Here is a 13,825-nt window from a genome sequence, read left to right on the forward strand (position 1 = left end):
GATCAGATGATAATACATCAAATATACTGAATGTGCATTATGATCCATTTTATCCATATAATCAGTCCTTTCTATTCTTTCGACTGATTATAGTATACCATACTTCACAATATAGAACAAGCGTTCTGTATTCTTTTTCTGCAATTCATCTCCCACCTGTAGAGGAAGGAGAATTCTTGCTAACTTTTGTTAAATGGTACTTTCTTTGTGACAACGGTTGCCACTACGATCAATACCAGAATAATCGCCATTACTGTAACGTTCATAGATGGCACCTCCCTAGTTTATATGTGCTTTTAAAAATTTCTCTACGATGTCCATATTTTTCTCTGTCCAGAATGCCGGATCGCCGTGTTTTGCATTCTCGATCAGATAGAATTCTACTTCTTTTTCTTCTTCTCTTAATTTCTTATAGAGACGGATACTCTGCTCCGGTGCTACCAGGTCATCAGCAAGTCCGTGCATCATCAGTACTGGTGGCATCTCCGTATCTTTCTTTACGTAATTCATACAGGTAACTGCGCCTGAAAGTTCCGGATATTCGTATACGTTCTTTCCGCCGATCAGCTTACCTTCCGGGCTGTCAGGCTCTCCCTGATTCAGTGTAGTCGGGAAGTCTTCTTTAATCTGTACGCATGATACTCCGTAAAAATCTACGATTGCATTGACTTTGCTTGAATATTCTCCATATACATCTGTATCCATCAGATCCTGATCTGCGGTAACGCCTGCCAGGAATGCTGTATTTCCACCGCTTGAATCTCCCAGAATAAAAATCTGATCCGGGTCAATGCGGTATTCTTCTACATTCTTTCTAAGGAAACGGATACCCGTCTTGGCATCTTCTACCTGTGCCGGGAAGACTGCCAGGTCGCTTTCTCTATATTGAAGGATCGCAGTTACAAATCCTCGTCTTGCGAGATCCGCCATTGCCCCGAGACGTTTGTAATTGTCCTGTTTCATCCATGCAGAGCCCTGTACATAGAGAATTGCCGGATAAGTTTTTTCTGTTTTATCGGCAGATTCCGGTACCATCATCTGAAGTGTACGCTCGATTCCGTCTCTGTTTACATAAACTACATCATGTTTATAAAGACCATACATTTCCGTTCCGTCTGCTGTAATTTTTCCAACTTCTTCCATACTCTCAACCTGTGCACGGAAATCTTCAAAGTTCATATTTTTGATTTCTTCACCTGTCATTTTGTATTTCCTCCTGACCTGTTTTGTATATTGTTAATTTTATAACTAAGTGTTGGTGACAGGTCAAGTGCATTTGTATCAATACATTCTATGGATTTTGTCTGTTTTTAGAAAATATTATTAGTATTTTCTATTAATTTATTTTAGTAAAAATAGATTTTTTGACATTTTCGTTCGCTAAAGTGCGAAAACCTGAGACATACTCTCAGGTTTGCACATTCCGCTATTTATCTATTCTTGTCCATCTGCTGCCAACAGATTCTAAGTGTTCAGCAGATTTACCATTTTTATACTTTTAACTCTCACATCATATTATGAATTTTCAAGTGGGATATAGATTTTCAGATGTTTCTTCTCAATCTCATCGGTCTCTTCCAGATAATTTTCTACCCGTTTTTTGATGCTTCGAAGTTTTTCTATCGAGGCATCCACTTCCTGAAGTCTTTTTTCCAGCATCTGTCTCATCTTGATCTCATCTGCATCTTTTGTCAGCGTTCCGACATCCTTCAGTGAGAAACCAAGATTCTTATATTTCATGCATTCGTAAATGTCTGTGCATGTCCGGATATCATACGAACGGTAATTCGAATGTTCTTTTCTGTTAGAACTGAGCAGTCCTATCTTTTCATAGTACTTGATTGTATGTACCGAAACGCCTGTGAATCTGGCAAGCATTCCTACTGTTCTTTCATTCATTGCTTAATCTTCACCTGTCTTTTTTTGTAATTCTTTTTACGTTTCTCAGGAATGATTTTTCAGATACACTCCAGAGTCTGCCCCTCTTACAGCTTCTTATATATTCTCTTACTTATCTGCCTCTTTATTTGCAATATCTTCTTTATTTTCTTTCTCTTCTTCTTCAATTTTCAGAAGCTTCTTTTTCTTCCTTGCCAGTCTTAGTTCTTTGAAAAATGTCTTCATCATCTGACTGCATTCTTCTCCCATCACACCTGTCGTCAGCTCTACCTGATGATTGAATTCCGCCATATCCAGAAGATTCAGGATAGACCCGGCACAGCCTGCTTTGGGATTCATGCATCCTACTACTACACGTGTCATTCTGGATTGAACGATTGCGCCTGCACACATCTGACACGGTTCCAGTGTTACATACAGGGTGCAATCCTCCAGTCTCCAGTCATTCAGCTTCTTACTTGCTTTTTTTATCGCGATCAGCTCTGCATGTGCCAGAGTATTGTTATCAATAGTTCTGCGGTTATACCCTCTTCCGATCACTTTATCCTGATATACGATCACACAGCCTATCGGGACCTCTCCGATCGCATATGCTTTCTGTGCCTGCTTAATCGCCTGCTTCATATATTTTTCATCTGTGCTCTGCATTGTTATTCCCCACTTATATATTCATAATATCTACGGATCCACGCACATTTCTGCACCAGTATCCGAAGTTCTCCTGATCATTCTTTTCTTCTTCTGTAAGTTCTATCCCCAGTTCCGTAAGGCTTAAGAATTCCGGGAATCCAAAGCTCTCTGCTGCCTTTGCCTCCTGCGGATAATACACTCCCGGTACTCCTAATTTTAACCTGTCATCCGCAACAGTCAATATCAGATGGTGATAATTGTAGTATCCATGGACCAGAAAACTATTATTTGCAAGGCGCCACTCACATCTTGGGAGCATGACGAGGTCTTTTCGTTGGATTTTTCGTACGTGGAAATGTTTTCTTTTCTCCATGTCATTATTCTTTTCTATTCTATCTTTCTCTTCCTTATCTTCTTTTTGGATAGTTCTCTTTTCTGCGTCATTCTTCCTTTTCATTTCTGGGTGAATATTTCTTTCCAGATCTTCTGATTGAATATTCTTCTCTTTTCCATCTTCTTTTCCATAATCACTTTGTCCGCTTAGTTCAAAGACATTATTCTTCACATCTTTATCTAAGATGTCTTTATCCGAGATATTTTTATCCGAGATATTTTTATCCAAGATATTTTTATCCAAGATATTTTCCCCTGTCTTTTGTGGAATCACCTTTTGTTCTTCATCTTCATTTTTTTCACAGTGAGCTGTTCCTTCTTCCTTCTCCCACACCTTCATCTTACAGACATCGGTCATATCCTCATCCCACAGGGCTGCATACCAGTGACCATCCTCATCTTTTAAAATGATCCCCGCGATGCGCTCATAATTTTCAGCTGTTATGGTCTTTTCCGGCGTATAACAAAGTTCGTAATTCAGTGCCGTGCCGGCTTCTTCCGTCTGACCAGCATAGATTCCCATACATTCTTTTTCACGCAGAAAGAACAGATACACCTTAAGTCTCTGCCCGTTCATTCCGGTGTGCAGTCCTTTTCCATGTACCTGCACCGTAGTCACAGTTTCCTCCTGGTCCACTCTTACGAATCCTACATTTCTAAGCCGTCTTCCTTCTTCATATTCATATAGATAACGGATAAATCGTTTCATAACATCCCTCACTCATATCATATCTTTTCAGTCTGTTATCACAATTTATTCTTCCGTATCATCCATTATTCCACAATCCTATCACTTTTCTTTTACACTTGCTTCTTTCCAGAGTGATACAGATAACCTGCAACCCGCCAAAGCATCCGTAGAAAACTGACAGTGACAGTTCCCGTAGGCGGCGGCTTCCTCCGGACATATAATGATAAAAACAATGCTGCTACAAAATTTTTATTTTGCAACAGCATCTTTATCCTGTTTTTTTTCAGCTACGCTCTAATCCAGATAGATCGGCGGTATATAATCCTTCCCTAACAGTGCTTTTTTACGCTCCTGATATCCAAGAAATGCCCACTCTGTCATGTCCATCCACTGGTGTTTTCCTCTGTCATATACCTGCACATAGCCGATTCTCTTCTTATTCATTCTGACACTGTTCGACTCGTACTCATGTCCGGTATATGGATTCAGTTCTCCAACTGAGAGATCCTCTTCGCCGGCCAGAAACATCCCATCATCCGGATCGTCTGGATCTGCTGCCGTACCGTCCGGCACATTTTTCTCATGTCCGTCCGTTGCAGCGGCTTCTTCTGTCTCTTTCTTTTCAGCAAATGCCATATCTGTTCCGGCATTTCCCGGTACATCAGCTTCACTGGCTTCTTTTTCTGCTTCATATGCATCTTCCATCTCTGGTGCTTCGTGCTTGATGTATTTTTCAAAAAATGCTCTCCAGCCGTGTGCTTTCTTCTTTTCTTCCTGTAGCGGTTTCTCAGAACCCGGCTCTTCTTCCTGTGCCGTTTCATTTTCTGATACCGTACTTTCCGATGCGGAATCTCCTGCTTTTGTGGTTCCTTCTGTCTGTGTATTTCCAGCCTCTTTATTCCATACATAATCGAACAATGTCTCCTGGACAAAGTCTGAATCTGCTTTTTCATCAAGTTCGGTTCTAAGGCGTTCCTTCTCTTCCTGAACCTTACCCGTCTGCAAAAAATCCGTCATTTCTTCAGTTACATCGTCACCTGATTCCTGTCCTGCCTCTTTTTTATGTCTCAGATTTTCAATCTTCAGATCCTCTTCCCTGGTTTCATCATGTCCTTCATGTTCTTCCAGAATATCCAGATAAAATGGACAGCCCAGTATCTGCGCGATCATACGCATATCCTGTTCCTGAAAATTATCTCTCCCCAGCCGCTGTGTAAGGTTCTGGCGTGACATCTTTTTTCCTGTCTCTTTTTCTATCTTTTCAGCAAGTTCTTTTATCGTCATCCCTTTACGGCTCAGGATAATCTTCACCTGTTCTCCAAATGTTAAATCCAACATCCGCTTCCTCCTTATTACTTTCTTCTTATTTGTACTCTCCCCTGACGTTCTGCTACGTCATCTATCATTTGTAAACGATTTTATATCTTGATAAATCATTCTTTTTCCTTTTATATTCTAGCAAATCACTAAAAACCCGTCAACTTCTGCTTTTTTCTGATTTCTTTTATTATTATCTGTATCTTGCAGATCTTCGCATACATTTTCACATCCTAAAAATGCAGCATTTCATTCATTTTTTTCAGGGTTTTCTCATTGATCTTTGTCTTTTTCCGGTCATACGTAAGGATTCCATTGACCTCTTCTTCAATGTCCGATAACTGCGTATAGATCGTTGCGCTTAAGCCCCTCTTAATATTCGGTATTACCAGTTTACGGATCAGCTTTTCGTATCCCCTGGTAATTGCCTTTCGTTTCTTAAATGTCTTATAGCCATAGATTTTCTCTTCATACATACTATGCCCCGGAAGATTCAGTGAATATCCCCCGAACTCTGTAAGTGCAGTCACCCTCTGCTCTGCCTTTACATGAAGCGGGAAAAAGTATTCATGTATGCTTCTGATATCACCGCCGCCTTGGTCAAACCATCCGCTGGCCGCATCGATCAGTCTGTCCGGATCTGCCTTTTTCACCAGTTCAGTGATCCTCTCTGTCTCAAACTGGCCCCATCCTTCGTTGAATACCACCCATACGATGATAGACGGATGATTGTATAACAGCTTCACCGTTTTCTGCATCTCATCTTCAAACTGCTTCCGGCCCTTCGGATCCTGGCGCCCCATCAGACGCAGTTTGTTGTCTTTTGTCTTAATATGAAAAAGCTGCATAGCCGTAGCAAGATACGTCACATACCAGCTCTTATATTCACGGCCGCCGTTCACCATATCCTGCCATACCAGCATGCCGATACGGTCACAATGATAATACCATCTCTGCGGCTCGATCTTGATATGCTTACGGATCATATTGAATCCCAGATCCTTCATCTTCTGGATATCATAAATCATCGCCTCATCTGTCGGTGCCGTATAAAGTCCATCCGGCCAGTATCCCTGATCCAATACACCTTTTTGGAAATATGGCTCATTATTCAGATACATTCTTGGAATTCCTTTATCGTCATTCTTCACCTCTATCTTGCGCATGGCAAAATAGCTGTCTACCTTATCAGCTCCCATCGTGATACTGACATCATATAAAAATGGATCTTCCGGGCTCCAGCTTCTCATATACGGAAGTTTCACAACCAGCGGTGTACCTATCCTGCCTTTTGCCCTTACCGGCCACATCTTTCTGGCGGTGATCTCAACTTCGTATTCTATAGCTTTTTCCTGTTCTTGTTCTACCGTTTTTACCGGACACGCCTCATCCACCTGTATCATCACCGCAGCATGATCATATAATGGCGTAATCTTCACATTTGCAATGTAGTTTTCCGGCACCTGCTCCATCCAGACGGTCTGCCAGATACCGCTTTGTGCCGTATAGAACATCCCGCCTCTTTTCAGCTTCTGTTTGCCTCTGCTGTGATAAGAAGTATCTGTAAAATCTCTTACCTTGACGGTTACATAATTATTTTCTTCTCTTAAATACTCTGTTACATCTATTGAAAATGGAAGATATCCACCCAGATGACTTCCGGCTTTCTTTCCATTGATATAGACGGCTGCATATTGATCCACTGCTCCAAAGTGCAGAAGCCATCTTTTTCCCTCTTCAGGTCTGACTTCTTGCGGAAGTCTTCTCTTATACCAGAGATATTCCTGCGGTTGTAACTGCCTGTTCACACCAGATAACGCCGCCTCCGGTGAAAACGGAACCAGGATCTTTCCATCCATCTTCTTCGGGAACCCTTTCGTATCCCGGATTGCATATTTCCATGTTCCATTCAAATTCACATAGCTTTTCCGACGCATTAAAGGTCTTGGATACTCCCCTAACACATTGTTAACATCCACATGGTCTGCCCATCTCGTCTTTAACTGCTTCATAATCTGTACACCCCTTTTGTCATGCGCCCCCGGAAATCTCTCCACACAAATCCGTGTGCAGATACTCCTTAAGTGCATTATATCAATCTGACTTCGTGTAAGCTCCCCTCGATCTCCGGATCGGTTGTGATCACGGCGATTCTTGCGTCCCCCTGCTCAGGTATATACTCTCTGCATAGATAGTGATCGCGATACTTCTCCGGTTGTGTGCTCATATACGGCACGCCATCCTGATCCCAGGCAAATGTATAAGTTTTCATATCAAGTCCCATTCCTCTTCTGGTCGCTTTCATGAAACTTTCTTTTAACACCCAGAATCTGTAAAACCAGTCTGTCCTGTCCTTCTCATCCTTACCGGAACGGATCTGTTCGCATTCCTGCTTACCAAAATACCGCTCCGCTACCGGCATCAGAAGCTTTCCCTTCATCTCTACGTCACATCCAACTTTTGCATCTGTCCTGTCACTGCACGCACATAATACATAACGTCCCGAATGGGACAGATTGAACACCGCCTCTTCCGGCACATTCAGCTCTCTTTGCATCATCTGCCACAGCGTCCATGCCCCGATGCTTCTCGCACGGTCATCCTTATTTACATATTTGTCTGCCTTTTCCTTTCTCCATACAGGCACTTTATTATAATATGCCTGATACGTTTCTTCTATTAGTAATGCTGTAATATCAGCAATCCATACTCTTACCATATCGGATACACCTCTTTAACCACTATGCAACTTAAGTCTAACACACTTTTTTAAAAATGAAACATTTTCTCGAATAAAAGTGTTGACAAGCTAATACAGTTGCGTTAATATATCATTAGTTTCACACTTTAAGTAATTAAAGTTTTGCAGTGCGAATATTTTACAGTGCGACTATTTTACAGTACGACTACATTGGATCAGGTCGGGCAACACAATCACACGGGAAATGAAATATCACACAGGCATAATCATTCATACATCTTGAGGACACAATGGAGGATATAAATTATGATTATCGTATTAAAACCACGTACAACAAAAGATGATGTTTCTCGTGTAGAGGGCATGGTCAAAAAAAGAGGCCTGAACACTCATGTAGTGGAAGGTGAAGAGATGACAATTATCGGCTGTATCGGAGACACAGCTAAGATAGATTCCAAATTATTCGAGATTGACTCAGCAGTCGACAAGGTTATGCATGTACAGGAACCTTACAAACTCGCCAACCGTGCATTCCACCCGGAAGATTCCATCGTGGATGTATCGGGTGTAAAAGTCGGCGGAGATCACCTGGCAATGATTGCCGGACCTTGTTCCGTAGAATCTTACGAACAGGTTCTTGAGATCGCACAGGCAGCCAAAGCTTCCGGAGCTAACTTACTCCGTGGTGGTGCTTTCAAACCAAGAACAAGCCCATATTCATTCCAGGGACTTGGTCTTGAAGGTCTTGATATCTTAACAGCAGTCAAAGAAGCAACCGGTCTTCCAATCGTAACGGAACTTATGTCAGATAAATATCTGGATGTCTTCAATGAAAAAGTAGACCTTATCCAGATTGGTGCACGTAACATGCAGAACTTCGATCTGTTAAAAGAATTAGGACAGCTCGACCGTCCGATCCTCTTAAAGAGAGGCTTAAATGCAACATACGAAGAATGGATCATGTCAGCAGAATACATCATGGCATCTGGTAATGAAAATGTCATCCTCTGTGAACGTGGTATCCGTACATTCGAAAGCTATACAAGAAATACTCTGGATCTTCAGAGTATCCCGGTACTCCGTAAACTGACACATCTTCCAATCATCGTTGACCCAAGTCACGCCGGTGGAAAATGGTGGTTAGTAGATTCCATGGCAATGGCTGCAGTTGCTGCAGGCGCCGATGGACTGATGATCGAAGTACACAATGATCCGGAATCCGCTCTCTGTGACGGGGCCCAGTCATTAAAACCTAAGAAATACGACCAATTAATCAAACAGGTTGCACAGATTGCAGGCGTTGTCGGAAAGACAATCTAGACGTTCCAATCTGTCATCTGCTATAGATGCAGGACAGACCAGACAATCCGTAACCTTACAGGAGCTATATTATGAAACTTACAGTTAAGCTGGGAAAAGACAGTTATCCTATTTATATTAAAAACAACATATTGTCCCAGGCTGGAGATTATATCCGCGAGATTTACCACGGGAAACGTATCATGATCGTATCGGATGATAATGTATTTCCACTATATGGTGACAAGCTGATCGGAACCTTAAGTTCCACTTACGAGTGCCACCATCTGGTACTTCCTCACGGAGAAGCAACCAAAGATTTTCAGACACTTCCAACCGTTTATAAGGCTATGCTGGAAGCTAAGATTTCAAGAAGTGATCTGGTGATCGCTCTTGGCGGCGGTGTGATCGGAGATCTCGCCGGATTCGCGGCAGCCAGTTATCTAAGAGGCGTAAAGCTCGTACAGATACCGACTTCCCTCTTAGCTCAGGTAGACTCTTCTGTCGGTGGAAAAGTTGCTGTAGATCTTCCGGAAGGAAAGAATCTGGTAGGTGCATTCTATCAGCCTTCGCTGGTATTGATCGATCCGCATGTCTTAAACACGCTGAAGGAACGATTTATCAACGATGGTATGGGAGAGGTCATCAAGTACGGCTGCATCAAAGATGCTGACTTGTTCAAGACCTTGGAGTCACACAGTTCTTTTGAAGATTTAACAGAAGAACTTCCTGCCATCATCACTCGTTGTGTAGATATCAAACGAATGGTTGTAGAAAACGATCAGTTTGACACCGGTGAGCGTATGTTACTGAACTTTGGACATACACTGGCTCACACCATAGAGCAGCATTTCCATTATCAGCGGGAAAGCCATGGAGAAGCCGTTGCGATCGGCATGTATCAGATCAGTAAGATCGCTGAGGAAAAAGGACTTACACCAGAAGGCACTTCAGAAAGAATCCTGAATGTCTTAAAGACTTACGGACTTCCTTATGAATGTGGTCTGGAACTTGGAACCTTAACCGAAGCCATCGCATTAGATAAGAAGAATCTGAACGGCAATTTGAACGTCATACTGCTCCACGAGATTGGAGACAGTTATATCGAATCTACAGACATTTCGTTCTTTGCAGACAATGCAAGACTTGTATAAATATATACAGAGAACCTGCCACTGGCAGCGTCTCTTGCATACTTTGGTATGAAAAGCGGACGGCTCTATATGCCGCGTCCCGCACTAAAAAATAATAAATGTAAATTTGGAGGATATATATCATGGGTAAATTAGAAGGAAAAATCGCAATTGTAACAGGATCAGGAAAAGGAATCGGACGTGACGCAGCACTTGCTATCGCAGCAGAAGGTGCTACCGTCGTAACAGTAGCAAGAACACAGTCTGATCTTGATGAAACAGTAAAAATGATTGAAGACGCAGGCGGAACAGCAATCTCACTTTCCAGAGACTTAACAGATGGAGAACAGGTTGCAGATATGGTTAAAACCGTTGTAGACAAATACGGAAGAATCGATATCCTCGTTAACAACGCCGGCGGATACCCAAAAGAAATCTACAAAAACATCGAACACCAGGCAATCAAGATCTGGGAGTGGTCAGAAGAACAGTGGGATCAGATCATCAAGACAAACTTAAGAATCCCATTCCTTGTAACTAAGAACGTTGTACCTGTAATGATAAAACAGGGCAAAGGAGATATCGTAAACGTATCTTCCAGAATGGGACGTATCGCTTCCCAGATGGGTGCATACGCTGTAGCGAAAGGCGGTATCGTAACAATGACCAAGACAACTGCCATCCAGACCAAAGAATACGGAATCAAATGTAATGCCGTATCTCCTGGAATCGTAGACACACCGGGACAGAGAGTATACAACCACTCCGTAGGACAGGACGGCTGCCCAATGGGAAGCTCTAAAGATGTTGCAAAAGCAATCATCTACCTGCTTGCAGATTCACCGGCAGTTATGACAGGACAGTCTATTGACCTCTTCACAACAGTATAAAATCATATGACTACCAAAAAAACTCCGGATCACCGTTCATGAATGGTGATTCGGAGTTTTTTATATCGCCATGCATTCAAAAAAGCTGGTAGCAGCTAGTTTTCTATAGATACTTTGATACAGAAAATCTGACGCTGGCAGCTTCTCTTGCATACCTGGGCATTAAAATAGGACTGCATTGTTTGGGAGGAGTGCAGTCCTGAGGAAAAAGTTATGAAAAAGATTTAAAGTGTGTTCTTTCGAACAATTCATAGTATAGAGGTTAATTGTGATGAAATCGTGATGAAATTACGAACGAATTGTTAATAAAGGCGAAAGATTTATGAAAGAAGGGCGCAACCGCGGGTACTTACCCCGGTTACGCCCTTAAAATTTTTATTTTCCAGGCTGTCCATAATATGCATTTGCTCCATGTTTTCTGAAGTAATGCTTATCCTGTAACTCCTGTGGTGCCGGTTTTACGTCCGGATTGATCATCTCGCATCTTGCTGCCATCTTGGCTACTTCTTCCAATACAACTGCATTATGAACTGCTTCGTGTGCATCTTTTCCCCATGTGAATGGTCCGTGGTTCTTACACAGTACTGCCGGTGTTGCGATGTAGTCCAGATCGTCTTCGTCGAATCTGTCTGCGATCAGTACACCTGTATTCTTCTCATATGCTTCATCAATCTCTTCTTTTGTAAGATTTCTTACACATGGAACTTCTCCGTACAGGTAATCTGCATGTGTAGTTCCGTAGCAAGGGATTCCTCTTCCTGCCTGTGCCCAGCTTGTTGCCCATGGTGAATGTGTATGTACAACTCCACCAATCTCAGGGAAGCGGTTATACAGTTCTACGTGTGTTGCTGTGTCAGAAGATGGATTTAAGTCACCTTCTACTTTGTTACCCTGAAGGTCTACCACTACCATGTCTTCCGGTGTTAATTTGTCATAATCTACTCCACTTGGTTTGATTACGAAAAGACCTTTTTCACGGTCGATCCCGCTTACATTTCCCCATGTGAATGTTACCATTTTATATTTTGGAAGAAGCATATTTGCTTCATATACTTCTTTTTTTAATTCTTCCAGCATAATTTTTCAGCTCCTAATTTTTATTACTCTGATTAATTTTATAGCTTACAGATCTGCGCATGCTCTACGCTCTACGTCCAGACCTTTCTTGTATCTTTCCATGAATGCTTCGTATCCTTTTACGCCTTCCGGATCTGGATCGATTCTGCTTCCGGCATCGCTTCCGAATACTTTGTTCTTCAGATAGTCTTCAAGCTTCTCACCTTCTGCACGTTTTACCATGTATTCAGCCAGGATAGCCATTCCCCATGGTCCACCTTCTCCTGCTGTCTCCATAACTACAACCGGTGTATCGATAGCATCTGCAAGGATCTTCTGTCCGACACCTTTTGTCTTAAAGAGTCCACCGTGTCCAAGAACGGTATCGATCTCTACGCCTTCATCTTTTGTCAGGATATCCATTCCGACTTTGATGACACCAAGTGCTGTATACAGGTGTGATCTCATGAAGTTTGCAAGGTTAAACTTTGTCTCCGGTGTTCTTACTACCATCGGGCGTCCTTTTTCTACATCTGTGATCGGCTCTCCTGCGTAGTTGCCGTATGAAAGGATTCCGCCGCAGTCAACATCTCCTTCGAGTGCTTTATTGTAAAGTGTTCCATACATCTGGTTCATATCTACGTCTGCTCCGATAGCATCTGCAAATTCTTTGAACAGATTCACCCATGCATTCAGGTCCGTTGTTCCGTTGTTGGAATGTACCATGGCTACCAGGCTTCCGTCTGGTGTTGTTACCATATCGATCTCTGTGTGCAGATCTTTCAGTGGTTTCTCCAGTACAACCATTGAGAAGAATGATGTACCAGCAGAAATGTTACTTGTACGCTGTGCCACGCTGTTCGTAGCTACCATACCTGTTCCTGCATCACCTTCTGGCGGGCAGAGCGGGATTCCTGCTTCCAGATTACCTGTAGGATCCAGAAGTTTTGCTCCTTCTTCTGTCAGTGTACCTGCTGCCTCTCCTGCAACGAGTACCTTTGGCATAATGTCTTTTACCTTCCATGCGAAATGTTCATCTTCCACAAGTTTATCGAACTTCTGGATCATTTCCTCATCGTAATCTTTTGTATTCATATCGATTGGGAACATTCCGGATGCGTCGCCAACTCCGAGAACCTTCTCTCCTGTCATCTGCCAGTGGATGTATCCTGCCAGCGTTGTCATGAATGCGATATCTTTTACGTGCTCTTCTTTATCAAGGATGCACTGATACAGGTGCGCAATGCTCCATCTGAGCGGAATGTTATACTGGAACAGATCTACCAGTACTTCTGCTGCCTTTCCTGTATTGCTGTTTCTCCATGTCTGGAATGGTGCCAGAAGCTTTCCGTCCTTGTCAAATGCCATATATCCATGCATCATGGCGCTGAATCCGATTGCTCCTAATTTTTTGATTGTTGCTCCGTATTCTTTCTGTACATTTTCTGTCAGATCACGGTAGCTGTCCTGAAGACCGGTCCAGATATCATCCAGAGAGTATGTCCACAGACCGTTCTCATAACGGTTCTCCCATGTGTGGCTTCCAGATGCGATCGGGTTATGATCCTCATCGATCAGTACTGCCTTAATTCTTGTAGAACCAAATTCGATACCAAGAAAAGCTTTTCCGCTTTCAATGATTTCTTTTACGTTGCTCATGTACGCTTCCTCCTATTATCTATTTTCCAGTTTCTATTTATATCCATTATACTATTTTTGCAGGGAAATATCCATTTTGATATCCCCTGCAAATATGTTTTTTCTGCTTATATTTTTATATCATTTTACAATCATTCATCTGCGGGATATGTTATTA

General features: G+C 42.4%; 12 protein-coding genes. 3 read left to right on the forward strand and 9 right to left on the reverse strand.

Annotated features, from left to right (window positions below; genetic code table 11):
- Nucleotides 1-279: 279 nt before the first annotated feature.
- The 7 genes from ACWJAF_RS12295 to ACWJAF_RS12325 form a co-directional block, all read right to left on the reverse strand.
- Complete coding sequence (locus tag ACWJAF_RS12295) at nucleotides 280-1,203, reverse strand: alpha/beta hydrolase fold domain-containing protein (protein WP_448864293.1); 924 nt, start codon at nucleotides 1,201-1,203, stop codon at nucleotides 280-282.
- 312 nt (nucleotides 1,204-1,515) lie between these two features.
- Complete coding sequence (locus ACWJAF_RS12300; RefSeq protein WP_448864295.1) at nucleotides 1,516-1,899, reverse strand: helix-turn-helix domain-containing protein; 384 nt, start codon at nucleotides 1,897-1,899, stop codon at nucleotides 1,516-1,518.
- Between the two features lie 108 nt (nucleotides 1,900-2,007).
- Complete coding sequence (gene tadA, locus ACWJAF_RS12305) at nucleotides 2,008-2,547, reverse strand: tRNA adenosine(34) deaminase TadA (RefSeq protein ID WP_448864297.1); 540 nt, start codon at nucleotides 2,545-2,547, stop codon at nucleotides 2,008-2,010.
- 13 nt (nucleotides 2,548-2,560) lie between these two features.
- Nucleotides 2,561-3,631 carry a hypothetical protein gene (locus ACWJAF_RS12310; protein WP_448864299.1) on the reverse strand — a complete coding sequence of 357 codons (1,071 nt, stop codon included), beginning with the start codon at nucleotides 3,629-3,631 and terminating at the stop codon, nucleotides 2,561-2,563.
- Nucleotides 3,632-3,907: 276 nt separating this feature from the next.
- Nucleotides 3,908-4,951, reverse strand: coding sequence for a helix-turn-helix domain-containing protein (locus ACWJAF_RS12315; protein WP_448864301.1), 1,044 nt, complete (start codon nucleotides 4,949-4,951; stop codon nucleotides 3,908-3,910).
- Between the two features lie 212 nt (nucleotides 4,952-5,163).
- Nucleotides 5,164-6,942, reverse strand: a complete 1,779-nt coding sequence (locus ACWJAF_RS12320; protein ID WP_448864303.1) for a glycoside hydrolase family 2 protein — start codon at nucleotides 6,940-6,942, stop codon at nucleotides 5,164-5,166.
- 77 nt (nucleotides 6,943-7,019) lie between these two features.
- The gene (locus tag ACWJAF_RS12325) at nucleotides 7,020-7,649 is read right to left on the reverse strand and encodes a 4'-phosphopantetheinyl transferase family protein (protein ID WP_448864305.1); all 630 of its coding nucleotides are present in this window, start codon (nucleotides 7,647-7,649) and stop codon (nucleotides 7,020-7,022) included.
- A 288-nt stretch (nucleotides 7,650-7,937) separates the two neighbouring features.
- On the opposite strand from ACWJAF_RS12325, the gene aroF reads away from it, so the two are divergent.
- From aroF to ACWJAF_RS12340, 3 genes are all read left to right on the forward strand, one after another.
- Nucleotides 7,938-8,951, forward strand: a complete 1,014-nt coding sequence (gene aroF / locus ACWJAF_RS12330; RefSeq protein ID WP_296032475.1) for a 3-deoxy-7-phosphoheptulonate synthase — start codon at nucleotides 7,938-7,940, stop codon at nucleotides 8,949-8,951.
- Between the two features lie 71 nt (nucleotides 8,952-9,022).
- Nucleotides 9,023-10,084: a 3-dehydroquinate synthase gene (aroB, locus tag ACWJAF_RS12335; RefSeq protein WP_448864307.1), complete on the forward strand. Its 1,062-nt coding sequence runs from the start codon at nucleotides 9,023-9,025 to the stop codon at nucleotides 10,082-10,084.
- Nucleotides 10,085-10,206: 122 nt separating this feature from the next.
- Nucleotides 10,207-10,953: an SDR family NAD(P)-dependent oxidoreductase gene (locus ACWJAF_RS12340; protein ID WP_006428756.1), complete on the forward strand. Its 747-nt coding sequence runs from the start codon at nucleotides 10,207-10,209 to the stop codon at nucleotides 10,951-10,953.
- A 375-nt stretch (nucleotides 10,954-11,328) separates the two neighbouring features.
- Here the strand turns inward: ACWJAF_RS12340 and ACWJAF_RS12345 are convergent, their stop codons facing one another.
- Both ACWJAF_RS12345 and ACWJAF_RS12350 read right to left on the reverse strand, forming a co-directional pair.
- Entirely contained in the window at nucleotides 11,329-12,030 is a 702-nt protein-coding gene (locus ACWJAF_RS12345) for an L-ribulose-5-phosphate 4-epimerase (protein ID WP_296032471.1), read from the reverse strand.
- A gap of 45 nt (nucleotides 12,031-12,075) precedes the next feature.
- On the reverse strand, nucleotides 12,076-13,668 hold the full coding sequence (locus tag ACWJAF_RS12350) for a xylulokinase (protein ID WP_448864309.1): 1,593 nt from the start codon (nucleotides 13,666-13,668) through the stop codon (nucleotides 12,076-12,078).
- Nucleotides 13,669-13,825 lie beyond the last annotated feature (157 nt).

It is taken from the genome of Dorea sp., from assembly GCF_977044405.1.